Genomic DNA, 24,720 nt, shown 5'->3' with positions numbered 1-24,720 from the left:
GCGCGGGTGATCGAGCACCATCCCGGCGCCGCCCCGGAGGCGGGGCGGCTCGTCGTCGAGCCCGAGCGCTGCGGTCCCGACGGGTCCGCGAACGGCGGCTACCTCGCGGGCCTGCTGGCGGCCCGGCTGCCCCGCGGCGGGGCCCCCGCGGCGCAGGTGGCGCTGCGGCGCCCCCCGCCGCTGGCGGCCCCCCTCGACGTCGTCGCCGACGGGCCCGGCCTGCGCCTGGAGGCCGCGGGCGAGCTGGTGGCCGAGGCGCTGGCCACCGAGCTCGACGTCGACTGCGTCGAGCCGGTGCCGTACGAGGAGGCGCTGGCCGCGGGCGCGCGCTTCCCCGGCCTCGCCCGGCACCCCTTCCCGCGCTGCTGGGTGTGCGGCACCGGGCGCCCCGACGGGCTCGGCCTGCGCCCCGGCCCGCTGCCCGCGCGGCCCGGCACCACGGCGGCCGCGTGGACCCCTCGGCCGGAGCACGCCGGCCCCGACGGGGAGGTGCCGGCCGAGGTCGCGTGGGCCGCGCTGGACTGCCCCGGCGGCTGGACCGTCGACCTGCCGGGCCGCCCGTCGGTCCTCGGGCGCATGACGGCGCAGGTCGACGCCCTGCCGCGGGCGGGCGAGCGCTGCGTCGTCATGGGGGCGCTGCTCGGCGAGCAGGGGCGGCGCTCGTTCAGCGCCACCACCCTGTACGACGGCGACGGCCGCGTCCTCGGCCGCGCCCACGCCGTGTGGGTGGCCGTCGACCTCGCCGAGTTCGCGCGGCGGTCCCCCGCCGCCTGAGGGAGCGGCGCCGGCAGCGGCTCAGCCCCGCCCGTGCACCGCGCAGTGCCGCTCGCGGGCGGCGGGGGAGGTGAGCGGCGGCAGGTACGACGTCAGCAGGACCACCGAGCGGGCGTACGCCTCCGCGGTCGCCTCGACCTGCGCCGCCACCCGCGCGCGGGCCGCCTCGTCGGGCGCGGCCACGAGCCGCTCCGCGTTGCGCCAGGCCGTCTCGCGCCAGGTCAGCAGCAGCTGCATGAGCGTCGTCCAGGTCAGCCCGAGCGGGAGCTCCGCGTCGTCGATGCTCGGGTCGAAGCGCCGCGCCGCCTCGTCGATGAGGTCCTCGGTCACCCGGTTGAGGAAGACGTTCACCGCGTCGTGGTCGCGCTTGCGGCTCGTGCCGTCCGGCGCGCGCAGGCCGATGCCGGCGAGGACGAACGGCAGGTCGCGGTTGACGTGCGCGTTGATCCCCAGCAGCAGGTCCGCCGCGGCCGGCACCCGGCGCTGCTCCGCGGCCTCGAAGGCGACCCGCCAGGCGGGCGGCACGTCGCCGCGCCGGCCGGCGTCCCAGTCCTCGCGGGCCCGAACGTAGAACTCGGCGAACACCGCGTCGTAGTGGTTGAGGAACCGCGGGTCCTCGAAGAAGCCGGGCGTCGCGACGGCGCGGCCGTACTCCTCGGTGGTGCGCAGGTAGGACAGGGCGAAGACCGACGAGTGGTGGCACGCCGCGGCCAGCCGGTCGAGGTCCGCGCGCATCCAGCGCAGCGTGCGCTCGAGGCACTGCGGCCGGCCGCTGCGGCAGGCGTCCTCGCTGCCGGGGTCGTACGTCCCCACGGCCGGCGGCAGCACGCTCGTCCAGCCCAGCATGAGCGGGTCCCGCCCGTCGCCGCCGGCGACGAGGGACGCCGACGCACCGCCCGCCCCCGCGCCGGTGACCAGGACCGCCGACGCGGCCGCCACCGCCGTCCACCGCCGCACCGCACCCGCCGCGCCACGAGCCGCCGCACCACGAGCCGCACCACGAGCCGCACCACGAGCCACCGGGACCACCTCCACGCCGCTACGCCGCCACGCCACCCCGCTCCGGCGGTGGTTTCATATCCCGTCATGGAACCGCTACGCAGGGCTGCGGGCGTCGCGGACGACACCCCTGCCCTGCCGGAGGACCTCGTCGACGCGCTCGACGTCGTGGTGTTCCGGACCGACGCCGAGGGGCGGTGGACGTACCTCAACCCGGCCTGGACCGCGCTCACCGGCTGGCCCGTCGCGGAGAGCCTCGGCCGGCCGTTCCTCGACTGGGTCCACCCCGACGAGGTGCCCGCCACCCTGGCGCTCTTCCTCGCCGTCGTCGAGGGCGGGGCCGACGTCTGCCACCACGAGGGCCGCTACCTCACCCGCGACGGCGGGCACCGCCTCGTGCAGCTCCACTCGCGCCTGCTGCGCGGGCCCGACGGCGCCCCCGTCGCCAACGTCGGCACCCTCACCGACGTCACCGAGCGGCGCGCGGCGGAGCGGTCGGTGCGCGAGCACGCGCCGCTGCTCGAGCTCGGCGCGCACGGCGCGGTCCACGAGGACCTGCCGGTCGGCGCGCTCGAGTACGACGCCGACCTGCTGGTCCGGACCACCTCGCCCGCCGCCGAGCGCCTGCTCGGGGCCGCCGCCGCCCCCGGCGCCCCGCTGGGCCGGCTCGAGGCGCTGCTCGCCGAGCAGTCCTCCGGCAGCGTCCTGCACGGACCGCACGGCCTGCTCGCCACGGCGCTGCGGACCGGACGGCCCCAGTACGGCTCGGTGCGCCTGCGGCGGGCGGCGCACGGGCGCCGCGGCGCCCTGCACGTCTCGGTCCTGCCGTCCGGCACCGCGGCGCACCCCGACGGCGGCGCCGGCGCCGGCCGCGCGGACCGCGCCGACCGCGGCCTCGCCCTCGTCCTGCACGACGTGACCGGCCTGCGGCGGGCCGAGGAGCGCCAGGCCGCCGTGGCCCGGCTCGGCCAGCACGCGCTCGCCGGCGGCGGCCTGGACGACCTGCTCGACGAGGCGGCGTCCGCGGTGGTCGGCGCGCTCGAGGTGGAGCGGGCCGCCGTGCTGGAGCTGCTCCCCCGCGGCGACGGGCTCCTCGCGCGCGCCACGGCCGGCTGGCCCGGCGGGGTGCGGGGCCTCGCCCGGGTCCCGTACGACCGCGCGGACCCCCTGCTGGGCCCGCCGCTCACCACGGGCGAACCCGCGCTCGCCGCGGACGCCTCGCTGCTGCCGGGCCGCGACCGCCTCGCGCGGGCGCTGCGCGACGCCGGCGGCAGCGCCGTCGTGCCGGTGGTGCGCCCGAGCGCGGCGGGCGCCGCCCCCTTCGGGGTCCTCGTGGCCCAGGCCCCCGCCGAGCGGCGGCTCGGCGAGGAGGAGGTCGCCTTCCTGCAGGCGGTGGCGACCGTCCTCGCGACCGCGGTCACCCGGCTGCGGGCCGAGGAGGAGGTGCGCCACCAGGCGCTGCACGACCCGCTGACCGGGCTGGGGAACCGGGTCCTGCTCGTGGACCGCCTCGAGCAGGCCCTGCGCCAGCGCCGGCGCGCCGGCGGCGCGGTCGCCCTGCTGCTGCTCGACCTCGACGGCTTCAAGGAGGTCAACGACACGCTCGGGCACGACGCCGGCGACGAGGTCCTGCGCGTCGTGGGCGGGCGGCTGCGCACCGCCACGCGGGCGGGGGACACCGTGGCGCGCCTCGGCGGCGACGAGTTCGCGGTCGTCCTGCCCGGGCTGCCCTCGCCGGACGAGGCGGTCACCGTGGCCGCCGCGGTGCGCGAGCGGCTGGCCGACCCGGTGCACGCGGGCTCGCTCGCGCTGCACGTGGACGCCAGCGTCGGCATCGCCCTGGCCCCCGAGCACGGCGAGGACGCCGACGCGCTGCTCAAGCGCGCCGACCTGGCGATGTACCGGGCCAAGGGGCTCGCCGGCGGGGTGGCCGTGCACCGCGGCGAGGAGCCGGACGGGAGCCCGGCCGGCCCCGACCGCCTCGCCCGGTCCGCGGCCCTGCGCGAGGCCATCGCCGGGGACCAGCTCGTGCTGCACTACCAGCCCAAGGTCGACCTGTGCAGCGGCGCCACGACCTCGGTGGAGGTGCTCGTGCGCTGGGAGCGCCCGGGGCACGGGCTCGTGCCGCCCGACGCGTTCATCCCCCTCGCCGAGCGCACCGGGCTCATCGCGCCGCTCACGTGGCGGGTCCTCGGGCTCGCCCTCGACCAGGCCCGCGCCTGGCAGGACGCGGGGACGCCCCGGGCCGTCGCGGTCAACCTCAGCGCGCGCGTCCTGCACGACGGCGACCTGGTCGCCCGCGTCCTCGAGGAGCTCGACCGGGTGGGGCTGCCGGCCTCCGCGCTCGAGCTCGAGCTCACCGAGAGCGCCGTCATGCAGAGCCCGGCCGGCGCCCTCGACGTCGTCGCCCGCCTGCGCGAGGCGGGGGTGCGCCTGTCCCTCGACGACTTCGGCACCGGCTACTCCTCGCTGGCGTACCTGCGCGACCTGCCCGTGCACGAGCTGAAGATCGACCGCTCGTTCCTGCGCGACGCCGGGCGCCCGGGCACCGACCACGGGCTGGTGCGCACCGTCATCGACCTCGGGCACTCGTTCGACCTGAGGGTGGTCGGCGAGGGCGTCGAGGACCGGGCCGCGTGCGCGCTGCTGCGCGAGCTGGGCTGCGACGAGGGCCAGGGCTACTACTTCGGGCGCCCCGTGCCGGCGGCCCGGCTCGACCTCGCGCCGCAGGCCGCCTGCTGACCCCTGCGTGCGCTCCTGGCGAACCACCACGGACCGGACGGGGAACCGCGTTGTGCAGCGCCGGAGCGCGACGTACGCTCGTCGTACACGGGAAAGGAGGTGGTCCGGAGCTTTGAGTACTTCGGGAACGCGTGAGGTGGCTGTCCGCTAGCCGCACGACCGCAGAGAAGGCCCCTCCGGGGCCGACGCCGACTGGTCCGCGCGCACCGCGCGCGTAGCGGCCGGCGAGGACGAGGCAGTCACCCGACCCGCGGGCGCTGGGGAGTCGTTCCTCCCAGCAGCCTCCCTCGCACGAGGGGGCAGCCCGCGGGTCGTCTGCGTCCCGGGCCCGCTCCCCCTCCGCGCCCCTCCCGGTGATCGGCGCGCGCGTCAGGGCGCGAGGCGCTCGACGACCCACGCGCCGGCGTCGCGGCGGTAGCGCAGCCGGTCGTGCAGCCGCGACGAGCGGCCCTGCCAGAACTCCACCGTCGCGGGCACCACGCGCAGCCCGCCCCAGTGCGGCGGCACCGGCACCGGCTCGCCCTCGGGGAACCGCCGCTCGAGCTCGGCGTAGCGCTCCTCCAGCACCGCCCGCGAGGCCACCACCGCGGACTGCTCGCTGGCCCAGGCCCCCAGCTGCGAGCCGCGCGGCCTCGTCCGGAAGTACGCCTCGGTCTCCTCGCGCGCCACGTGCTCCACCGCGCCGACGACGACCACCTGGCGCTCGACCGGGAACCACGGGAAGACCAGGGAGGCGCGCGGGTTGGCCTCGACCTCCCGGCCCTTGCGGGAGCGGTGGTTCGTGAAGACGACGAAGCCGCGCGCGTCGTACGCCTTGAGCAGCACGGTCCGCCCGGACGGCTGCCCGTCCGGCGCCGCCGTCGCGAGGACCACCGCGTTGGGCTCGGGGAGCCCGGCGCGGACCGCGTCGTCGAACCAGCGGGCGAACTGCGCGTACGGGTCGCCGGCGAGGTCCTGCTCGGACAGCCCGGCGAGGGCGTAGTCGCGGCGCAGGGCCGCGAGGGCGGCGGGGTCGGTCACGGGCCCATGCTGGCACGCGGGCCCGCACCCGCCGGGTGCTCAGCCCGCTCCGCGACCCTTGTCCCGGCTCGCTGCGCTCTGGTAGGTCTTGCTCACCGTGGGCTGATCCGCCCCGGCCGACCCCCTCCTGGAGGCGCTCGTGCCGTCCCCCGCCCCCTCCCCGCTGCTGCGCAGCCGCCGTACGTTCGCCGCGGCGGCCACCGCCCTGGCGCTCGGCGCCACCCTCACCGGCGCCCAGGCCAGCGCCGCCCCGGCGCCCGCCGCCGCGCCGCCCGCGTCCTCCGCCGCCCTCGACCGCGCGCAGCCCTCGGACCGCGCCTTCATGGCGGCCGCGCCGACGTGCAGCGACCAGCCGCGCGACCTGCCGATCAACGAGTTCACCGACCACGAGGAGCTGCGCGACGAGCTGGCCCGCATCGAGCGGGTCAGCGAGGGCCGCGTCGAGGTCGAGGTCGCGGGGCGCAGCAACCAGGGCCGGGAGATCTGGACGGCGCGGGTCGGCGAGGGCGACAAGGTCGTCCTGCTCACCAGCGAGATCCACGGCAACGAGAAGGTCGGCACGGAGGCCGTGCTCGACCTGCTCGACTGGGTCGGCACCTCCGACACCCGCAAGGCGCGGCAGTGGCGCAGCGAGCTGACCATCGTCGCGGTGCCCAAGATGAACCCCGACGCCGCCGAGCTCGACCGGCGCGGCAACGACATGACGTGGGACCAGGTCACGGCGCGGTTCCCGCAGCTGCGCGGCAGCGAGCCGGCGTGGAACTACTACACCCGCGAGATCCAGGGCGACGACTACGCCTCGCGCCCGGGCTTCGACGTGAACCGCGACTACAACCCCGACCTGTCGTACTTCCCGCAGCCCGAGGACTTCCCCGGCAGCTCGGCCGAGACCGGCTGGTTCATCACGCCCGAGGCGCAGACGGTCCGTGACCTCTACCGGGGGCTGCAGGCGGAGTTCGGCGAGGTCGACACGTACGTCGACCTGCACCACCAGGGCGCGTGCTACGTCATGCCGGACGACCCGGACGAGTTCGTGACGATGTCGATCTCGGGCAAGTTCATCGACGACCCGGCGAGCGACCCCGAGCTGGAGGAGTACGCGGACACGTACGACCTCGAGTACTCCAAGCAGCTCAACGTGGCGGCCTGGAACGCCCTGCAGGGCAAGGCGAACCAGCGGCCGGTCTTCGGCAACATCACGCTCTACCCGCAGGACACGAACCTGCCCGGCACGGCCCTCGGGGCCTTCGGCCTCAACGGCAGCGGCACCGTCCTGTTCGAGATCCGCGGCCAGACGCAGACGCTCGGGCAGCAGTACCGCGCCGTGCTGACCCGCACCGCGTACATCGGGCTCGACGGCATCCTGTCCTCGGTCGCCTCGGGCCGGGTCGAGCAGCTCGACCCCGCCGTGTACGACGCCATCCCCGAGCGCGGGCCGAGCATCGGCTCGGCCGAGGAGGCCGACGAGGACGCCCGCGTGCTGCGCCAGGCCGCGCGCGAGCGGACCGCGTCCGCTGGCTGAGCGGGGGCTGACAGACTGGGGCCGGCGGGCCGTCGCGAGACGGCCCGCCGGCCCTCCCTCGTCTCCCCCGGAAGAGGCAGCACGTGAGCGACCTGGCGCAGACCACCATCCCCGAGGACCTCCTGCCGCGCGACGGGCGCTTCGGCTGCGGCCCGTCCAAGGTGCGGCCCGAGGCGCTCGCCGCGCTCGCCTCCGAGGGGGCGGGCCTCATGGGGACGAGCCACCGCCAGGCGCCGGTCAAGGGGCTCGTGCGCCGGGTGCGCGAGGGCGTCTCGGCCCTCTTCGGCCTCCCCGACGGGTACGAGGTCGTGCTCGGCAACGGCGGCTCCACCGCCTTCTGGGACATCGCGGCGTTCGGCCTCGTGCGCGAGAAGTCGCAGCACCTGCACTTCGGCGAGTTCTCCTCCAAGTTCGCCGCGGTGACGGGGGGCGCGCCGTTCCTCGCCGAGCCGAGCGTCGTGAAGAGCGACCCCGGCACCCACCCGCTGCCGCGGGCCGAGGCGGGGGTGGACGCGTACGCGCTCACCCACAACGAGACCTCCACCGGCGTCGCGATGCCGATCGCCCGCGTCGAGGGCGCGGACGAGGGCGCGCTGGTGCTCGTCGACGCGACGTCCGGGGCCGGCGGCCTGCCCGTCGACATCGCGCAGGCCGACGCCTACTACTTCGCGCCGCAGAAGGTCTTCGCCTCCGACGGCGGCCTCTGGATCGCCGTGCTCTCGCCGGCCGCGCTCGCGCGCATCGAGGAGATCGCGGCCTCCGACCGCTGGGTCCCGCCGTTCTACGACCTGCCGACGGCGGTCGACAACAGCCGCAAGGACCAGACGTACAACACCCCGGCCGTGGCGACCCTCTTCCTCCTCGCCGACCAGCTCGACTGGATGAACGGGCAGGGCGGGCTCGACTGGGCCGTCGCCCGCACCGCCGACTCCAGCTCCCGGCTGTACGGGTGGGCCGAGCGCTCGTCCTTCGCGACCCCCTTCGTCGCCGACCCCGCGCAGCGCTCGCAGGTCGTGGGCACCGTCGACTTCGACGACGCGGTCGACGCGGCGGCGGTGGCGAAGGTGCTGCGCGCGCACGGCGTGGTCGACGTCGAGCCCTACCGCAAGCTGGGGCGCAACCAGCTGCGGGTCGGCATGTTCCCCGCGGTGGAGCCGGCCGACGTCGAGGCGCTCACCGCGTGCATCGACCACGTCGTGGGGCGGTCCTGAGCGGCGGGGTGCCGCCGCGGGCCCTCACCATCGCGGGCTCGGACAGCGGCGGCGCCGCCGGCCTGCAGTGCGACCTGCGCACCTTCCTGTGCTGCGGGGTGCACGGCACCGCGGCCGTCACGGCGGTCACGGTGCAGAACTCGCTCGGGGTCACCGGCGTGCACGAGGTGCCGGCCGAGGTCGTCGCCGCGCAGGTCGAGGCCGTGGTCACCGACATCGGCGTGGGCGCGGCGAAGACCGGCATGCTCGCCTCGCGCGCCATCATCGACGCCGTCGCCGACGTCGTGGCGCGGCTCGGGGTGGCCCCGTTCGTCGTCGACCCGGTGAGCGCCTCGATGCACGGCGAGCCGCTGCTGCACCCCGACGCGCTGACGGCGATGACCGGGCGGCTGTTCCCGCTCGCCACGCTCGTGACCCCCAACGTGCTCGAGGCGCGCCTGCTCACCGGGCTGCCGGTGCGCGACCGCGCGGGCCAGGTCGAGGCGGCCCGCGCGCTGCACGACCTCGGCCCGCGCTGGGTGCTCGTCAAGGGCGGGCACCTGCCGCCGGACCAGCCCGCGGTCGACGTGCTCTACGACGGGACCGACGTCCTCGAGCTCAGCGCGGAGCGCATCCCGACCCGGCACGTGCACGGCACCGGCGACGCCCTGGGCGCCGCCACCACCGCGTGGCTCGCCCGCGGCCTCGACCTCGTCGAGGCGCTGCGGCGCGGCAAGCAGTACGTCACCGCCGCCGTCGCGGACGCGTACCCGGTCGGGTCGGGCGTCGGGCCGGTCGGGCACCGGTGGCGGGTGCGGGACTGGCCGGCCGAGGATCCGCCGCCCGCGGTCCCCGCCTGAGCGGGGGTCCCCCCGGCTCAGGCGAGGTCGGCGCGCCCGTCCACCGGCGAGGACGCCTGCGCGTGGCGGCGGCGCGGGATCCGCCCGGCGCGGCGGGCGAGCCGGCCGGCCTCGACGGCGTGGCGCATCGCGGTCGCCATGAGCTCGGGGTCGCGGGCGCGGGTCACCGCGGTGGCGAGCAGGAGCGCGTCGCAGCCCAGCTCCATCGCGAGCGCGGCGTCCGAGGCGGTGCCGATGCCGGCGTCGAGGACGACCGGCACCGAGAGCGTCGCGGCGATGAGCTCGACGTTGTGCGGGTTGAGCACGCCCAGCCCGGTGCCGATCGGGGCCCCGAGCGGCATCACCGCCGCGCAGCCGGCCTGCTCGAGGCGGCGCGCGAGCACCGGGTCGTCGCTGGTGTACGCCAGCACGGCGAACCCGTCGTCGACGAGCCGCTCGGCCGCGTCGAGCGTCTCCACGGGGTCGGGGAGCAGCGTGGTCTCGTCGGCGACGACCTCGAGCTTGACCCAGTGCGTGCCCAGGGCCTCGCGGGCGAGCCGCGCGGTGAGCACCGCCTCCCCCGCGGTCGCGCAGCCCGCGGTGTTGGGGAGCAGCCGCACGCCGCACCGCGCGAGCACGTCGAGCAGCGAGCCGCGGGACCCCGGGTCGACGCGCCGCATCGCCACCGTCGTCAGCTCGGTGCCGCTGGCGCGCAGCGCGCGTTCGAGCACGTCCAGGCTCGGCGCGCCGCCGGTGCCCGTGATGAGCCGGGAGGAGAACGCCTCCCCGGCGATGACGAGCGGGTCGTCCACGTCAGCCCCCCTGCACGGCGGTGAGGACCTCCAGGCGGTCCCCGTCGGACACCGCGGTCGTCGCCCACGCGCCGCGCGGCACGACCTCGTCGTTGCGGGCCACCGCGACGCCGGTGGGCGCGGTGGTGAGGGCGGCGACGACGTCCGCGACCGTCGCACCGGGCGGTACGTCGCGCGGGGCGCCGTTGACGAGGACGCTCACGCCGGCACCCCCTCGCGCGCCGCGGGGGCGAAGGGCGCCGCGACCGGCGGCAGCGCGCCGTCGACGACGAGGGCGGCGACCGCGTCGGCGGTCACCGGCGCCAGGAGGATCCCGTTGCGGTAGTGCCCCGTGGCCACGACGAGCCCCTCGACGCCGGCCGGGCCGATCACGGGGGCGTTGTCCCGCGACCCGGGCCGCAGCCCCGCGCTCGCCTCGACGAAGGCCAGCTCGGTGACGGCCGGCAGCAGGGCGCGGGCGTCGCGCAGCAGCTGCCACACCCCGCCCGCGGTGACCTGCTCGTCCCAGCCGAGCTCCTCCACGGTGGCGCCGACCACGAGCTCCCCGTCCTCGCGCGGCACGAGGTAGACGTCCGCGCCGTGAACCGTCGCGCGCACGGTGCGGCTGAGCAGCGGCCGGTACGCCGGTGGCACCCGCAGCCGCAGCACCTGGCCCTTCACCGGGCGCACGTCGGGGCGCGCCGCCCCCGGCAGCCCCGGCAGCAGCCCGCTGCGGCTGCCGGCCGCCACCACGACGACCGGGGCGGCGAGGTGCGCACCGTCGTCGAGGACCGCGCCCCGCACCGCCCCGTCGACCACCCGCACCTCGGCCACCGCCCGCGGCACGACCTGCACCCCGGCGCGCCCGCCCGCCGCCACGAGGGCCGCGTGCAGCCGCCGCGGGTCGACGGAGTGGTCGCCCGCGACGAGCGTCCCGCCGCGCACGGCGGGGTCGAGCATCGGCTCGAGCCGCCGGCACTCCCGCCCGCTCAGCTCGGTGACCTCGAGCCCGAGCGAGCGCTGGAAAGCGCGTACTTCGGCGAGCGCGTCCCGGTCTCCCCGGTCGAGCGCGACCGCGAGGGTGCCGCTCTCCCGGTACGCCGGGTCGCCGCCCGCCTCGCGCAGCTCGGCGACGAAGGACGGGTAGCGCTCCGCGGCCGCGAGGTTCAGGCGCAGCAGCGGCTCCTCGCCGTAGTGCACCTCGGTGACCGGCGCGAGCATCCCCGCGGCCACCCGCGACGCCCCGGCGCCGGGTGCGGGGTCGACGAGGGCCACGGACAGCCCCCGCCCGGCGAGCCGCCAGGCGACCGCCGCGCCGATGACGCCGGCGCCGACGACGACGGCGTCGTACGAGCCCTCCACGTGCGCTCCCTTCGCCGGCATGACCCGGATCAGGTTCGACGGTCGGCGGCCTGCCCGCCCTCTCAGCCCGCTGCCGGGCTCCCGTGCTCCGCCCCAGGCTAGCCCCGGCCGCCGTGGCACGCTCGTCCCCGTGACGACCTCCCCCCGTGACCCGCTCCGCGACCGGCTCCAGGACGCCCGCGTCTACCTCTGCACCGACGGCCGGCGCCGCCAGGGCGACCTGCCCGCCTTCCTCGACGCGGTGCTCGGGGCGGGCGTCGACGTCGTGCAGCTGCGCGAGAAGGGGCTCGAGGCCCGCGAGGAGCTGGCGCTGCTCGAGGTCGTCGCCGACGCCGCGCGGCGCCACGGCGCGCTGCTCGCGGTGAACGACCGGGCCGACGTGGCGCACGCCGCGGGGGCCGACGTGCTCCACCTCGGCCAGGACGACCTGCCGGTGCCCGCCGCCCGCGCCCTGCTCGGCGCGGGGCCCGTGCTCGGGCGCTCGACGCACCGGCCGGCGGAGACCGACGCCGCCGCCGCGGACCCCGCCGTCGACTACTTCTGCGTCGGGCCGACGTGGGCGACCCCGACCAAGCCGGGCCGGCCGGCCGCCGGGCTCGGGCTCGTCCGGCACGCCGCCGCCCTCGGCACCGCGAAGCCGTGGTTCGCCATCGGCGGCGTCGACCTGGGGACCCTCGACGAGGTGCTCGACGCCGGCGCGCGCCGCGTCGTGGTGGTGCGCGCGCTCACCGGGGCGGAGGACCCGGGCGCCGCGGCCGCCGAGCTGGCCCGGCGGGTGCGGGGGCGCGCCGCGGTGTAGCGTCCGTGGCGCACCACGGGAGCCCGCACCGAGCGGGCTGAGAGGGCGGCTGGGGCCGCCGACCGTCGAACCTGCTCCGGGTCATGCCGGCGGAGGGAGAGGGAGACGATGACGGACGTCCGGACGAGCACGAGCGGCCTGCTGTGGGCCGGCAGCGAGGACCTGTACGCCGCGGTCCTGGAGCACCCGTTCCTCGCGGGCCTCACCGACGGGACGCTGCCGCGCGACGCCTTCCGGCACTACGTCGTGCAGGACACGCACTACCTGCGCGGGTACGCCCGCGCCCTGCGCGCCCTCGCCGCCCGGGCGCCCGACGAGCCGTCCGCGGCGATGTTCGCCGAGCACGCGGTGGGCGCGGTGGCCGTCGAGCAGGGCCTGCACGAGGAGTTCCTCGACGACCTCGACGGGGCGCCGGTCGACGCGGTCCCGCCGGGGCCGACCACGCGGGCGTACGTCGACCACCTCCTCACCGCCGTGCACACCGGCTCGTGGGCGGAGGGGGTGGCGGCCGTGCTGCCCTGCTACTGGGTCTACCGCGAGGTGGGCCGCGAGCTGCTGCCGCGGTCGTCGCCCGACCCGCTCTACGCGCGCTGGGTGGCGGCGTACGGCGGCGACGACTTCTCCGCGGTCGTCGACGCGGTCCTCGACCTCACCGACCGGCTCGCGCCCGGCCCGCGGGAGCAGGCGCTCATGGAGAGCGCCTTCCGCACCTCGACCCGGTACGAGTGGATGTTCTGGGACGCCTCCTGGCGGCTCGAGGGGTGGCCGCTGTGAGCGGCGGGGTCCCGCCGCGGGCGCTGACCGTCGCCGGCTCGGACTCCGGCGGCGGCGCCGGGCTGCAGTGCGACCTGCGCACGTTCCTGTGCTGCGGGGTGCACGGCGCCACCGCGGTGACGGCCGTCACCGTGCAGGACTCCCGCGGCGTCACCGGCGTGCACGAGGTCCCGGCCGACGTCGTGGCGGCCCAGGTCGAGGCCGTCGTCGGCGACATCGGGGTCGGTGCGACGAAGACCGGCATGCTCGCCTCGGCCCCCATCATCGAGGCGGTCGCGGACGTCGTGGAGCGGCTGGACGTCGGGCCGTTCGTCGTCGACCCGGTCTGCGCGTCGATGCACGGCTCGCGGCTGCTGCGGCCCGACGCGCTCGACGCCCTGCGCACCCGGCTGCTCCCGCTCGCCACCCTCGTCACCCCCAACGCCCCCGAGGCGCGCCTGCTCACCGGCCTGCCGGTCACCGACCGGGCGGGGCAGGTCGAGGCGGCGCGCGCCCTGCACGCGCTCGGGCCGCGGTGGGTGCTGGTCAAGGGCGGTCACGTCGCCGAGGGCGAGCCGGCCGTCGACGTGCTCTTCGACGGCGAGCGCGTGCTGGAGCTGCGTGCCCCGCGCGTCGCCACCCCGCACACCCACGGCACGGGCGACTGCCTGGCCGCGGCGACGACGGCCTGGCTCGCGCAGGGCCTCGACGTCGTCGAGGCGGTCCGCCGGGGCAAGCAGTACGTCACCGCCGCGGTCGTGGACGCCTACCCCGCCGGGGCCGGCGCGGGACCGGTCGGCCACCGCTGGCGGGTGCGCGACTGGCCCGCCGAGGAGCCGCCGGCGGCCGTGCCCAGCACCGCCGGCTGAGGGCCCCGCCCGGGGGCCGTGGGCGGCCCCGGGTCAGCGGCGCCGGCGCAGGGCCCGCACCCGCAGCACGAGCGCCCCCACGGCGCCCGCGGTGAGGGCGAGCAGGACCAGCCGGGACGGCTCGCCGCCTCCCGGCCACGGCAGCTCCTCGTCGGGCCCGTCGTCGCCGGGTGGCGGGGACGCGGACGGCGACGGCCCCGCCGCGGCGGCGGCGAGCTCCTCCGGCAGGCGCACCCGCAGCACCTCGCTGCGCTCCCCCTCGCTGCCGATGAGCAGCGTGCCGTCCCCGTCCACCGCCAGCGTCTCGCCCTGCGGCTGGCTGGGCAGGTCGAACGAGCCCAGCGTCGCGAGGTCCGGGCCCAGCACGCGGGCGCCCTGGTAGCCGCGGAGCACGAGCCGGCCGTCCGGCAGGAAGGCCGCGTCGGTGACCAGCGACGGCGCGTCCGCGACCCGCTCGAGGACCGTCGGGCCGTCGGGGTCCGGCGCCGCGGCCGCGTACACCCCGCCGCCGAGCAGCTCCTTGCTCACCACGAGGACCCTGCCGTCGCGCGGGTCGACCGCCAGGCCCTCGGCGTCGCGCGGCCCGTCGGGGTAGCGCAGCCGGTACGACGCGACGACCGGCGCGCTCGTCCTGCCCAGGTCGCGCGGCTCCTCGACGAGGTGCAGGAGGATGCCGCGGTCGCGGCTCGCGGAGTTGTCGCCGATGTCGCCGACGAGCAGGGCGGGGCGCCCGTCGGGCGTCCGGGCCGGAGCGAGGGCCTCCCAGTCCCGCGGCTCGACCCCCTCGAGCTCGAGCTCGGCGACCGTGCTGCCGTCGCGCCCGACGCCGTGCACGACGGGGCCGCCGCCGCTGTCGTCCACCGTCCACAGCACGTCGGGGTGGCGCACCCCGACCGCGAGGCCGCTGGACTCGGTGATGCCCGGGTCCTCGATGCGCAGCACGACGTCCGGGGAGGCCGCGGCGGCCGCGGCGGCCGCCGACGGGAGCACCGCGAGCACGCCGGCGGCCACCGCCGCGGTCCTGCGCCCGGCGCGGCCGGGGGCGGGCTGTGGCAGCGTGGGCGCATGGAGCACACCCACCTCGGGCGCAGCGGCCTCTGCGTGAGCCGGCTGTGCCTCGGCACGATGAACTTCGGGCCGGAGACCTCCGAGGAGGACTCCCACGCGATCATGGACCGGGCGCACGAGCACGGCATCAACTTCTTCGACACCGCGAACGTCTACGGGTGGGTGCAGGGCGAGGGCGTCACCGAGCAGATCATCGGGCGCTGGTTCGCCCAGGGCGGCGGCCGGCGCGAGCGCACCGTGCTCGCCACCAAGCTCTACGGGTCGATGAGCGACTGGCCCAACGACACCTTCCTGTCGGCCCGGAACATCCGCCATGCGTGCGACGCCTCCCTCCGCCGGCTGCGGACCGACTACGTCGACGTGTACCAGATGCACCACGTCGACCGCTCCACGCCCTTCGACGAGGTGTGGGAGGCGATGGACGTGCTGCGCCACCAGGGCAAGGTCGTGTACGTCGGCTCGTCGAACTTCGCGGGCTGGCACCTGGCCAAGGCGCAGGAGGCCGCCCGGCGGCGCGGCTCCTTCGGGCTGGTGAGCGAGCAGTCGATCTACAACCTGCTCGTGCGCGACGTGGAGCTGGAGGTGCTGCCGGCCGCGCAGGACTACGGCATCGGCGTCGTCCCGTGGTCCCCGCTCATGCAGGGCCTGCTCGCGGGCGCCCTCGGCAGGGCGGAGGAGGGCCGGCGGGCCTCGCCGCGCCTGCGCGAGCTGCTGGGCAGGCACCGCAGCACGGTGCAGGCGTACGAGGACCTGTGCCGCGAGCTGGGCGAGCAGCCGGCCGACGTCGCCCTCGCGTGGCTGCTCGGCCGGCCGGGCGTCACGGCCCCGCTGGTCGGCCCGCGGACGCTGGAGCAGCTCGACGGGTCGCTGCGCGCGCTCGAGCTCGACCTCGGCGAGGACGTGCTCGAGCGGCTCGACGCGGTCTTCCCCGGCCCCGGCGGGCCCGCGCCCGAGGCGTACGCGTGGTGAGCCGGTGAGGGGCCCGACGGTCGTCCTGCTGCACAGCCCGCTGACGAGCGCCGCCGTCTGGGGCGGGCTGCCCGCGGCGCTGCTCGAGCGGGGCCGGCGCGTCCACGCGCCCGACGTCGGCGACGACCTCGACCCGCCCTTCGCGACCGCGTACGCGGCGTCCGCCGCCCGCCAGTGCGCCGCCGCCGGCTCCGCGGTGCTCGTCGCGCACTCCGGCGCGGGCGCCCTGGCCGGGCTCGTGGCGGCGCTGCTGCGCGAGGGCGGTACGGACGTCGAGGCGCACGTCCTGCTCGACGCGGTGCTGCCCCCCGCGGTGCCCGCGACGCGGCTCGCGCTGCTGCGCGCGGAGGACCCGGTCGCGGCCGCGGCGGTGGAGGAGGTCCTCCGCGAGGGCAGGCGCTTCCCGGACTACGGCGACGCCCTGGGGGACCCGGCGCTGGCGGCGACGCTGCGGCCGCGGGACCTCGCCTTCTTCGACGAGCCCGTCCCCGCCACGCCGGGCTGGCCGGACGCGCCCGCCTCCTACGTCCAGCTGTCGGCGGCGTACGACGCCGTGGCCGACGAGGCGCGGGGGCGCGGCCTGCCCGTGCACCGCCTGCTCCTCGGGCACTTCGCGGCGTGGGAGCACCCCGAGCCCGTGGCCGAGCTGCTCGACGGGGTCCTGCCCTGAGGCGGGTGCTGCGGGGCGGGCTGTGGGCCGCGGTCGCGGCCGCGGCGCTGGTGAGCCTGCTGCGCCTCGACGGCTCGGCCCCGCTCCCCCAGGTGGTCGCGTTCGTCCCCCTGCTGGCCCCGGGGCTGCTGCTCGTCCTCCTGGCGGCCGGCCTGCTGCGCGCGCGCCCGCTCGCGGCCGCCGCGGCCGCGCTCCTCCTGCTGCAGGTGGCCTGGGCGGCGCCGCAGGTCGCACCGCACCCGGCGCCGCCCAGGGGGGCCGCGGACCTCACGGTGATGACCGCGAACGTCGAGGTCGGCCGGGCCGACCCCGACGCGGTGGTGGCCGCCGTGCGGGACCACGCCGTCGACGTGCTGGTGCTCGTCGAGCTGACGACCGGCCTGGCGGACCGGCTCGACGCGGCGGGCCTCGCGCGCGAGCTGCCGGAGCGCGTGGTCGAGGCGCGCGAGGGGGCCGCGGGCGCGGCGGTGTACGCGCGGACGCCGCTGCGCCCGGCGGGGCTGGTCGGCGGCACGACCTTCCCGGCCCCCGTCGCGGCCCTCGAGCTGCCCGGCCGCGCACCGCTGCTCGTCGCGGCGGTGCACCCGGTCTCGCCCCGGCCCGAGACGGAGGGCGCCTGGCGGGGCGACCTGCGCCGGCTCGCCGCCTGGTCGCGCGGCGCCGGGGAGCGCGTCGTCGTGGCCGGGGACCTCAACGCCACCCGCGACCACGGCCCCTTCCGGGCCCTGCTGGGCACGGGGCTCGTCGACGCCGCCGAGGGCGGTCCGGGCGCGCTGGTGCGCCCGACCTGGCCGGCCGACCTCGGCGTGCCGCCGCTCGTGCGGATCGACCACGTCCTCGTCCGCGAGGGCGCGGCCGTGCCGACGGGCTCGCGCACCGTCGCCCTGCCGGGCACCGACCACCGGGCGGTCGTCGCCGGGCTCGCGGTGCGCTGACCCCCGGGCCGCAGCGCCGGCTGCGCGCCTCAGCGCCGGTCGCGGCGCTCCACCGGCGCCCGGCCCGGGGGCTGGCGCGGCCGGTCCAGCAGCGGCGCCCGCCGGCGCAGCGGGCGCACGAGCGGCTCGCCGACGGTCACGACGACGTCCTCGCCGGCGTGGCGGAAGGCGAGCGAGGAGCCCTCGCCGTCGAGGAGCTCGTACGTCACCTGCTCCGGCTCGACCGCGACGACGAGCGACAGGCCGCGCCAGCGCACCCGGAAGCGCAGGCCGGTGATCCCGTCCGGCAGCTGCGGGTCGAGCGCGAGGTGCCCGCAGCGGTCGCGCAGGCCGCCGAAGCCGGCGACGAGCGCCGTCCAGGTGCCGGCCAGCGAGGCGATGTGCAGGCCGTCGCGGCTGTTCCCGTGCAGGTCGCGCAGGTCGACGAGCGCGGCCTCGTGCAGGTAGTCGTGCGCCAGCTCGAGGTGGCCCACCTCGGCGGCCATCACCGCCTGCACGCACGCCGACAGGGACGAGTCGCGGACGGTGCGCCGCTCGTAGTAGTCGACGTTGCGGGCCTTGTCCTCCGGGGTGAACAGGTCGCCGAACCACAGCATCGCCATGACGAGGTCGGCCTGCTTGACGACCTGCTTGCGGTAGAGGTCGAAGTACGGCGTGCTCAGCAGCAGGGGGAAGCGCTTGCCCTCGAAGTCGAACTCCGGCAGCCGCGTCCAGCCCGCCGACTGCTGGTGCACCCGCAGGTCCTCGTCGTAGGGGACGACGACGTGCTCCGCGGCCGCGCGCCAGCGGGCCGTCTCCTCGAGGTCCACGCCGAGCCCGCGGGCCATGTCGGGGTGCCGGTGCACCGCCTGCACCGCGGCGCGGAGGTTGCGCGCCGCGGCGAGGTTGGTGAAGACGTTGTCCTCGGTGACGGCGCTGTACTCGTCGGGGCCGGTGACCCCGACGACGTGCCAGCGCCCCTCGCGGTCGTGGTGCCCCAGCGACATCCACAGCCGCGCGGTCTCGACGAGCAGCTCGAGCCCGCCGCGCAGCTCGACCCCGTCGTCGCCGGTGACGTCGCGGTAGTGCTCGACGGCGATGGCGACGTCGGCGTTCACGTGGAACGCCGCGGTGCCCGCCGGCCAGTAGCCGGAGCACTCCTGCCCGCGGATCGTCCGCCACGGGAACGCCGCGCCGTGCAGCCCCAGCGTCTCGGCCCGCTCCTTGGCCAGCGGCAGCGTCGTGTAGCGCCAGTGCAGCGCGTCCGCGGCCGCGGCGGGGGCGACGTGCGAGAGCACGGGCAGGACGTACGCCTCGGTGTCCCAGAAGGTGTGGCCGTCGTAGCCCGGGCCGGTCAGGCCCTTGCCCGGGATGCACCGGCCCTCGGAGCGCGCCCCGGCCTGCAGGACGTGGAACATCGCGAACCGGACGGCCTGCTGCACCTCCGGGTCGCCGTCGACCTGGACGTCGGCCCCCACCCAGTAGTCGTCGAGGTAGTCGCGCTGCTCGCGCAGCAGCCCGTCCCAGCCGCTGTAGCGGGCGCCCGTGAGGGCCGCGGCCACCTGGTCGCGCAGGGCGGGGCGCGAGCGCACGCTCGACCAGCCGTACGCGAGGAGCTTGAGGACGCGCAGCCGCTCGCCCGGCTGCAGCGAGCAGACGATGGTCGTGCGGGCCCAGTCCTCGTGCACCCGCGTCTCGGTCTCCACCCTCCCCGGCGCCTCGACGTCGTGGTCCATCGCGGCGGCCATCTGCAGGTCGCTGCGCCGGGTGCGGTGCAGCAGCACCGCGCCGCGCTCGAGGTGCCCCTGCTCCAGCGCCTCGAGCGGGCGCTCGAGCACCGCCGCGACGCGGGGGTCGGCCGCCTGCTGCGGCAGCTCCTCGTTGGCGACGAGCTCGGACTGCACGATGAGCCGCACCGGGCGGTCGACGGCCTCGACGACGTACTCGACCGCGGCGACCGCGCGCTGGGTGAACGAGACGAGGCGGGTCGAGCGGACCCGGACGCGCCGTCCCGCGGGCGACTCCCAGTCGACGTCGCGCACGAGCGTGCCGGCGCGCAGGTCGAGCGCTCGCTCGTGCGCGTGCAGCACGCCGTAGCGCACGTCGAACGGCTCGTCGTCCACGAGCAGCCGCAGGACCTTGCCGTTCGTGACGTTGACGACGGTCTGGCCCTCCTCCGGGTAGCCGTAGCCGGCCTCGGCGTAGGGCAGGGGGCGCAGCTCGAAGAAGGACCCGAGGTACGTCCCCGGCAGCCCGTGCGGCTCGCCCTCGTCGAGGTTGCCCCGCAGGCCGATGTGCCCGTTGGACAGCGCGAAGAGCGACTCGGACCGGTCGAGCAGCCCGAGGTCGAGGTGCGTCTCGCGCACCTGCCACGGGTCGACCGGGAAGGGGGTGCCGCCGTTCACGCGCCCTCCCCCAGCAGCTCGGCGAGGTCGCGGACGACGACGCTCGCCCCGTGCACGCGCAGGTCGTCCGCGTGCCCGCCGCCCACCCGGTCCACCCCCACGACCGCCCCGAAGCCGCCCGCCCGGCCCGCCTCGACCCCCGCCAGGGCGTCCTCGAAGACCGCGGCCGCGGCCGGCGCGACGCCGAGCCGGCGCGCCCCCTCGAGGAACGTGTCGGGCGCCGGCTTGCCCCGCAGCCCGGTCTCGCGCAGCACCACGCCGTCCACCCGCTCCTCCACGAGCGCGGCGAGGCCGGTCACCTCGAGCACCTCCCGGGTGTTGGCGCTGCTCGACACCACCGCGCGGCGCAGCCCGAGCGCCGCCGCCTCCTCGAGGTAGCGCCGGGAGCCCGCGAACACCTCGACGCCGTCCTCGCGCACCCGCCGCAGCAGGGCCTCGTTCTTGCGGTTCCCGAGCCCGTGCACCGTCGGCTCCGCGGGCCCGTCGTCGGGGGACCCCTCCGGCAGGTGCACGCCCCGGCTGGCCAGGAAGTCGCGCACCCCGTCGGCCCGCGGCTTGCCGTCGACGTGGTCGGCGTAGTCCTGCACCGGGTCGAAGGGCACGAAGCGCCCGCCCGTCCGCTCCGCGCGCTCGCGCAGGAACGCGTCGAAGACCTCCGTCCACGCGGCGTCGTGCACGGCCGCAGTGTCCGTGAGCACCCCGTCCAGGTCGAACAGGCACGCCGTCACGCCCTCGGGCAGCCCCAGCACGTCGCTCCTCGCGTCCGGCCCCGTCCCACCGCCGGCCGGCCGCAGGTCGCCCGGGAGGCTACCCACGACGGGCCGGCACTCCCCTCGACGAGCCCGTCATCCCGGGTTCACCCGGGCGATGGCGCCCGGAGGGGACGAACCCGCACCATGGGGCGTCACAGCACGTACACACCGCACGACACGAAGGAACCAGGTGCTCCCCACCACCCCCTCCCCGGCCCGGCGCGCCGCGCTCGCCGGCGCGACCGCGCTGAGCGCGCTCGCCGCGACGGCGCTCGGCGCGGTCGGCGCGCTGCCCGCCGCCGCCGCCCCGCCCGCCGCGCCGTTCGTCTCCGAGGTCCACTACGACAACGACGGGGCCGACACCGGCGAGTTCGTCGAGGTCCAGCTGCCGCCCGGCACCAGCTCCGCCGGCCTCTCGGTGGTCCTCTACAACGGCAGCGGCGGGGCGGTGTACGACACCGACGCGCTGCCCCTGGTGACCGCCCCGGCCGACGCGCCCGCGGTCGCCGTGGTCGACTACCCGGCCAACGGCGTGCAGAACGGCAGCCCGGACGGGATCGCCCTGGTCCGCGGCAGCGAGGTCCTCGAGCTCCTGTCCTACGAGGGCGTCCTCACCGCCACGAACGGCCCGGCCGCCGGCAGGACCAGCACCGACATCGGCGTCGCCGAGGCCGGCAGCGAGCCCGCCGGGCAGTCGCTGTCGCGGACGTACGACGCCGCCGCGGACGCCCTCGTCTGGTCCGGCCCGGCCCCCGCCACGCGGGGCGCCGTCAACCCCGGCGGCGGCACCGGTCCGGAGGAGCCGCCGGTCGGCGACCCCTGCGCGGCGACCCCGACCCACCAGGTCGGCGCGGTGCAGGGCAGCGGCGACGCCACCCCGCTCGCCGGCAGCACCGTCAGGGTGCGCGGCACCGTCGTCGGCGACGTCGAGGGCCTGTCCGGGTTCTACCTGCAGGACGCGGACGGCGACGGCGACCCGGCGACCTCCGACGGCGTCTTCGTGTTCGAGCCCGGCGCGCAGGTGGACCTCGGCGACGAGGTCGCGGTCACCGGCGAGGCCGAGGAGTACTTCGCGCAGACCCAGGTCTCCGCGGACCGGGTCGAGGTGTGCGCCGACGGCACCGCCGCGGACCTGCCCGCGCCCGCCGCGCTCGACCTGCCCGCCGGGGACGCGGAGCGCGAGCGCCTCGAGGGCATGCTCGTCGCGCCCGCCGACGCGCTGACCGTCAGCGAGGTGTACGACCTCACCTCCTTCGGCGAGCTGACCCTCTCCGAGGGCGGCCTCCTCGTGCAGCCGACCGAGGTCGCCCGCCCGGGCGAGGCCGCCGAGGCCGTCGCGGCGCAGGGCGCGCTGCGCAGCATCGTGCTCGACGACGCCGTGAGCTCGCGGGTCAGCGTGACCACGCTGCCGTACCTCACCCCGCAGACCCCCGTGCGGGTCGGCGACGCCCTGCGGTTCACGGCGCCGCTCGTGCTCGGGTACGGCTTCGACGCCTGGCGCCTGCAGCCGGCCGACGGCACCGCCGAGGGCACCTTCGCCCCGCAGGACACCCGCCCGGAGGCGCCGGAGCCGGTGGGCGGCGACCTGCGGGTCGGCGCCTTCAACGTGCTCAACTACTTCCTCACCCGGGAGGAGCCGGGCCGCGGCGCCCGCACCGACGCGGAGTTCGAGCAGCAGGCCGCGAAGGTCGTGAGCGCCCTGGGCGGCCTCGACGCGGAGGTCGTGACGCTCATGGAGATCGAGGACACCGACTCCACCGGGCTGACCCCGGGCGACGCGGACACCGCGGTGGCCGACCTCGTCGCCCGCCTCAACGCCGCGGCCGGCGGGCGGGTGTGGGCGTACTCGCCCTTCCCGCAGGAGCTCTACGGCGTCGAGCGCGACGTGATCCGCAACGCGATCATCTACAAGCGCGCGGCCGTCAGGCCGGTCGGCGCCCCGGTCGGGCTCGTCGACGAGACCGTCTGGTCCAACGCGCGCGAGCCGGTCGCGCAGACCTTCAAGGCCCGGGGCGACACGTTCACGGTCGTCGCGAACCACTTCAAGTCCAAGGGCGGCACCGGCACCGGCGACAACGCCGACAACGGCCAGGGCGCGTACAACGGCGACCGGGTCCGCCAGGCCGCGTCGCTGGACGCCTTCCTCGACCGGCTCGTGCGCAGCACCGGCGACCCGGACGTCGTCTCGCTCGGCGACTACAACGCCTACACCCGCGAGGACCCGATCGACCTGCTGGAGCGCGAGGGCCTCGTCGACCTCGGCAGCGCGCTCGACCCGGGCCGCTACAGCTACGTCTTCGAGGCGCTGTCCGGCTCCCTCGACCACGCGCTCGCGACGCGCGCGATGGCCGCGAAGGTGACGGGCGCGACGCACTGGAACATCAACTCGGTCGAGTCCTCCGCCTACCAGTACTCCGGCGACGAGGCGCTCTTCGCGCCGGACCCGTACCGCTCCAGCGACCACGACCCGCTCGTGGTCGGGGTCGACCTGCAGGGCGGCCCGGCGCGGGCCCTGCCGACCGGCCGCGCGAGCGGCGGCAGCTGGGTCCACCCGCAGGAGCGCGTCGCGTACGTCGCCGGCCACCTCGTCAACACCGGGCGGGCGCCGGTGTCGGTGCGGATGCTGACGGCCTACGGCGACACCACGGCGCGGACCGTGCAGCCGGGCGCCGCGGTCTACCTGACGCGCAGCACCGGCCTCGCCGACCTGCCCCCGGGCAGCGCGACGCTCCAGGTGCGGGCGACCGTGCGCGGCGCGGCCGTGCAGTCGCTGTACCGCGTCGACCACCCCGGGCGCTCCGCCGCGGGCGCCTGACCCCCCGGGCGGCAGCAGCGCGCCCCGGTCCGCACGGCGGGCCGGGGCGCGCTGGCGTTCAGAGGAGGCTGCCGGCCGCCACCACGAGCACCAGCGCGACGAGCGCGACCAGCGCCACGATCCTGCGGGTCCGGTAGTCCACCGGGCGAGGCTATCCGCCGCCCGGGGCGGCCAGCGGCAGGGCGGCGAGCGGCTCGTACGCGGGCAGCCGCCCCGGCCGGCTGCGGACCAGGGTCGCCGAGCGGGCGGTCCACGGCCCGGCCCGCAGCCCGTCGAGGAGCGCGACGAGCGGCGCGAGGTCGTACGGCTCCCGCGCCCGCGCCAGCGTGAGGTGCGCCCGGTAGGGCCGGTCCTCCAGCGGCACCCCGCAGCGGGCGGCCGCCGCGCCGCAGGCCGCCGCGAGCCGCTCGAGGTCCGCGGTGGCGCCCTGCACGCCGGCCCACAGGACGCGCCCGCCGAAGCGCCCGGCGCTGTGCAGCGCGAGCCGCGGCCGGGGCAGAGGGGCGCAGGCGCGCGCCAGCGCCGCCGTCAGCTCGGGGACCCGGTCGTCGGGGACCTCGCCGAGGAACGCCAGGGTCAGGTGCAGCCGGTCGGGGGGCACCCACCGCAGCCCCGGCGCCGCCGCCCGGGCGGCCGCCGTACCGGCGCGCACCTGCGCGACGACCGCCGCCGGCGGGACGAGGGCGACGAACAGCCTCACTGCGTCGCGGCGCCCATCCAGGTCCGCAGCGCGGCGACGACCCCGGCCTCGCCGGAGGCGTCGACGGCCTCCTCGCCGCGGCGGCGCCACAGCCACAGGAGCAGCTCGGACGGGTCGCCGGTCACGGTGGCGTCGGACGAGCCGGGGCCGTGCGCCACCTGCACGCCGTCGGCGTCGAGCGCGACCCGCCAGGTGCGCCCCGCGGTGCGCACCGCGATGATCCCCGGCTCCACGCCCTCCGGCGCGGGGGTGCGCGGGTCGACGAGGAACCGGGTGAGGACCTCGTCGACGCCGTCCACCGCGAGGTCGGCGGCCACGGGCGTCAGCGCGTCGACCGCCCCCTCGACGTCGACGCGGTGCACCGCCGTCTCCTGGGCCATGCGCCGGTACCAGAAGCCGACGGTCGGCTCCTGCGGCCACCAGCTCCACGCCGGCGCGGCGGGGTCCCGCCGCTCGAGCTCGCCGACGACGGTGCCGAGCGCGCCCAGGAACCAGGGCACCACCTCGTCGTCGCCGGGCCGCTCGTCCGGCTCCCCGGCCGGGGCGCCCGTGCGCAGGACGGCGGCCTTGTCGAGGTAGACCCGCCCGGTGTGCACGAGGACGTCGCGCACGCTCCAGCCCGGGCAGTGCGGCACCGGGCCGTCGAGGGCGCCGGGCACGGCCAGCGCCGCCGCGCGCGCGGCGTCGGCGCGCAGCAGCGCGAGGTAGCGCTCCGGCGCGAGCCGGGTGGAGGGGGCGTCCGGGGCCGGCGGGACCGTCATGCGGCC

At 77.6% G+C, this 24,720-nt stretch carries 22 protein-coding genes; 12 read left to right on the top strand and 10 right to left on the bottom strand.

Going from position 1 to position 24,720, the window contains the following annotated elements; genetic code table 11:
* Positions 1-6: 6 nt before the first annotated feature.
* Entirely contained in the window at positions 7-774 is a 768-nt protein-coding gene (locus tag D5H78_RS02205) for a hotdog family protein (protein ID WP_218566133.1), read from the top strand.
* 21 nt (positions 775-795) lie between these two features.
* Here D5H78_RS02205 and D5H78_RS02200 read toward each other — a convergent pair whose 3' ends face one another.
* Positions 796-1,713 (bottom strand): DUF5995 family protein, encoded by a 918-nt coding sequence (locus D5H78_RS02200; RefSeq protein WP_119948741.1) that lies wholly within the window; start codon positions 1,711-1,713, stop codon positions 796-798.
* A gap of 147 nt (positions 1,714-1,860) precedes the next feature.
* Here D5H78_RS02200 and D5H78_RS02195 point away from each other — a divergent pair, with 147 nt between their 5' ends.
* Positions 1,861-4,515: a sensor domain-containing protein gene (locus D5H78_RS02195; protein ID WP_119948740.1), complete on the top strand. Its 2,655-nt coding sequence runs from the start codon at positions 1,861-1,863 to the stop codon at positions 4,513-4,515.
* Positions 4,516-4,884: 369 nt separating this feature from the next.
* Here the strand turns inward: D5H78_RS02195 and pdxH are convergent, their stop codons facing one another.
* On the bottom strand, positions 4,885-5,535 hold the full coding sequence (pdxH, locus tag D5H78_RS02190) for a pyridoxamine 5'-phosphate oxidase (protein WP_177891084.1): 651 nt from the start codon (positions 5,533-5,535) through the stop codon (positions 4,885-4,887).
* A gap of 205 nt (positions 5,536-5,740) precedes the next feature.
* Between pdxH and D5H78_RS02185 the strand changes: the two genes are divergently transcribed.
* The 3 genes from D5H78_RS02185 to thiD (D5H78_RS02175) all read left to right on the top strand — a co-directional run bounded on the left by D5H78_RS02185 (position 5,741) and on the right by thiD (D5H78_RS02175) (position 9,107).
* On the top strand, positions 5,741-7,057 hold the full coding sequence (locus D5H78_RS02185; protein WP_425472907.1) for a M14 family zinc carboxypeptidase: 1,317 nt from the start codon (positions 5,741-5,743) through the stop codon (positions 7,055-7,057).
* Positions 7,058-7,149: 92 nt separating this feature from the next.
* Complete coding sequence (gene serC / locus D5H78_RS02180) at positions 7,150-8,268, top strand: phosphoserine transaminase (protein WP_119949293.1); 1,119 nt, start codon at positions 7,150-7,152, stop codon at positions 8,266-8,268.
* Positions 8,269-8,276: 8 nt separating this feature from the next.
* Complete coding sequence (gene thiD / locus D5H78_RS02175; RefSeq protein WP_245941575.1) at positions 8,277-9,107, top strand: bifunctional hydroxymethylpyrimidine kinase/phosphomethylpyrimidine kinase; 831 nt, start codon at positions 8,277-8,279, stop codon at positions 9,105-9,107.
* Between the two features lie 17 nt (positions 9,108-9,124).
* Here thiD (D5H78_RS02175) and D5H78_RS02170 read toward each other — a convergent pair whose 3' ends face one another.
* From D5H78_RS02170 to thiO, 3 genes are read right to left on the bottom strand one after another with little or no spacing between them, the layout of a single operon-like run.
* A complete protein-coding gene (locus D5H78_RS02170) occupies positions 9,125-9,898 on the bottom strand; it encodes a thiazole synthase (protein ID WP_119948739.1) in 774 nt (257 codons plus the stop codon).
* A gap of 1 nt (position 9,899) precedes the next feature.
* Positions 9,900-10,100, bottom strand: coding sequence for a sulfur carrier protein ThiS (gene thiS, locus D5H78_RS02165; RefSeq protein ID WP_119948738.1), 201 nt, complete (start codon positions 10,098-10,100; stop codon positions 9,900-9,902).
* On the bottom strand, positions 10,097-11,260 hold the full coding sequence (gene thiO / locus D5H78_RS02160) for a glycine oxidase ThiO (protein ID WP_165865561.1): 1,164 nt from the start codon (positions 11,258-11,260) through the stop codon (positions 10,097-10,099). Before thiO ends, thiS begins: the two co-directional genes overlap by 4 nt.
* 109 nt (positions 11,261-11,369) lie before the next feature.
* Between thiO and thiE the strand changes: the two genes are divergently transcribed.
* The 3 genes from thiE (at position 11,370) to thiD (D5H78_RS19645) (ending at position 13,660) form a co-directional block, all read left to right on the top strand.
* A complete protein-coding gene (gene thiE, locus D5H78_RS02155) occupies positions 11,370-12,038 on the top strand; it encodes a thiamine phosphate synthase (protein ID WP_119948736.1) in 669 nt (222 codons plus the stop codon).
* Between the two features lie 108 nt (positions 12,039-12,146).
* Positions 12,147-12,812: a thiaminase II gene (gene tenA / locus D5H78_RS19650; protein ID WP_218566131.1), complete on the top strand. Its 666-nt coding sequence runs from the start codon at positions 12,147-12,149 to the stop codon at positions 12,810-12,812.
* Positions 12,809-13,660, top strand: coding sequence for a bifunctional hydroxymethylpyrimidine kinase/phosphomethylpyrimidine kinase (thiD, locus tag D5H78_RS19645; RefSeq protein ID WP_245941574.1), 852 nt, complete (start codon positions 12,809-12,811; stop codon positions 13,658-13,660). Before tenA ends, thiD (D5H78_RS19645) begins: the two co-directional genes overlap by 4 nt.
* A 33-nt stretch (positions 13,661-13,693) precedes the next feature.
* Here the strand turns inward: thiD (D5H78_RS19645) and D5H78_RS02145 are convergent, their stop codons facing one another.
* On the bottom strand, positions 13,694-14,671 hold the full coding sequence (locus D5H78_RS02145; protein ID WP_119948735.1) for an SdiA-regulated/phytase-like domain-containing protein: 978 nt from the start codon (positions 14,669-14,671) through the stop codon (positions 13,694-13,696).
* Positions 14,672-14,725: 54 nt separating this feature from the next.
* Here D5H78_RS02145 and D5H78_RS02140 point away from each other — a divergent pair, with 54 nt between their 5' ends.
* From D5H78_RS02140 to D5H78_RS02130, 3 genes are read left to right on the top strand one after another with little or no spacing between them, the layout of a single operon-like run.
* Positions 14,726-15,697 carry an aldo/keto reductase gene (locus D5H78_RS02140; protein WP_119948734.1) on the top strand — a complete coding sequence of 324 codons (972 nt, stop codon included), beginning with the start codon at positions 14,726-14,728 and terminating at the stop codon, positions 15,695-15,697.
* A gap of 4 nt (positions 15,698-15,701) precedes the next feature.
* A complete protein-coding gene (locus D5H78_RS02135) occupies positions 15,702-16,367 on the top strand; it encodes an alpha/beta fold hydrolase (protein ID WP_119948733.1) in 666 nt (221 codons plus the stop codon).
* Positions 16,368-16,372: 5 nt separating this feature from the next.
* Positions 16,373-17,302: an endonuclease/exonuclease/phosphatase family protein gene (locus D5H78_RS02130; RefSeq protein ID WP_119948732.1), complete on the top strand. Its 930-nt coding sequence runs from the start codon at positions 16,373-16,375 to the stop codon at positions 17,300-17,302.
* Positions 17,303-17,331: 29 nt separating this feature from the next.
* Here the strand turns inward: D5H78_RS02130 and D5H78_RS02125 are convergent, their stop codons facing one another.
* Together D5H78_RS02125 and D5H78_RS02120 are read right to left on the bottom strand one after the other, a co-directional pair.
* Positions 17,332-19,686, bottom strand: a complete 2,355-nt coding sequence (locus tag D5H78_RS02125) for a glycoside hydrolase family 65 protein (RefSeq protein WP_119948731.1) — start codon at positions 19,684-19,686, stop codon at positions 17,332-17,334.
* Entirely contained in the window at positions 19,683-20,435 is a 753-nt protein-coding gene (locus tag D5H78_RS02120; RefSeq protein ID WP_119948730.1) for a beta-phosphoglucomutase family hydrolase, read from the bottom strand. The genes D5H78_RS02125 and D5H78_RS02120 overlap by 4 nt, the downstream gene beginning before the upstream one ends.
* Positions 20,436-20,628: 193 nt before the next feature.
* On the opposite strand from D5H78_RS02120, the gene D5H78_RS02115 reads away from it, so the two are divergent.
* Positions 20,629-23,253: an ExeM/NucH family extracellular endonuclease gene (locus tag D5H78_RS02115; RefSeq protein ID WP_218566129.1), complete on the top strand. Its 2,625-nt coding sequence runs from the start codon at positions 20,629-20,631 to the stop codon at positions 23,251-23,253.
* Positions 23,254-23,404: 151 nt separating this feature from the next.
* On the opposite strand, the gene thpR is transcribed toward D5H78_RS02115, so the two are convergent.
* Both thpR and D5H78_RS02105 read right to left on the bottom strand, forming a co-directional pair.
* A complete protein-coding gene (thpR, locus tag D5H78_RS02110; protein ID WP_165865560.1) occupies positions 23,405-23,953 on the bottom strand; it encodes an RNA 2',3'-cyclic phosphodiesterase in 549 nt (182 codons plus the stop codon).
* On the bottom strand, positions 23,950-24,714 hold the full coding sequence (locus D5H78_RS02105; protein WP_119948728.1) for a maleylpyruvate isomerase family mycothiol-dependent enzyme: 765 nt from the start codon (positions 24,712-24,714) through the stop codon (positions 23,950-23,952). The genes thpR and D5H78_RS02105 overlap by 4 nt, the downstream gene beginning before the upstream one ends.
* Positions 24,715-24,720 lie beyond the last annotated feature (6 nt).

It is taken from the genome of Vallicoccus soli (genome assembly GCF_003594885.1).
Classification (GTDB): Bacteria; Actinomycetota; Actinomycetes; order Motilibacterales; family Motilibacteraceae; genus Vallicoccus; species Vallicoccus soli.
Note: the sequence above shows the minus strand (reverse complement) of the source record. Positions and strands in the feature narration are given on the sequence as shown.

Coding starts and splice junctions, on each gene's coding strand:
- D5H78_RS02195 (WP_119948740.1), top strand. CDS start 1,861: ATGGAACCGCTACGCAGGGCTGCGGGCGTCGCGGACGACACCCCTGCC.
- thiO (WP_165865561.1), bottom strand. CDS start 11,260: ATGCCGGCGAAGGGAGCGCACGTGGAGGGCTCGTACGACGCCGTCGTC.
- tenA (WP_218566131.1), top strand. CDS start 12,147: ATGACGGACGTCCGGACGAGCACGAGCGGCCTGCTGTGGGCCGGCAGC.
- D5H78_RS02140 (WP_119948734.1), top strand. CDS start 14,726: ATGGAGCACACCCACCTCGGGCGCAGCGGCCTCTGCGTGAGCCGGCTG.
- D5H78_RS02105 (WP_119948728.1), bottom strand. CDS start 24,714: ATGACGGTCCCGCCGGCCCCGGACGCCCCCTCCACCCGGCTCGCGCCG.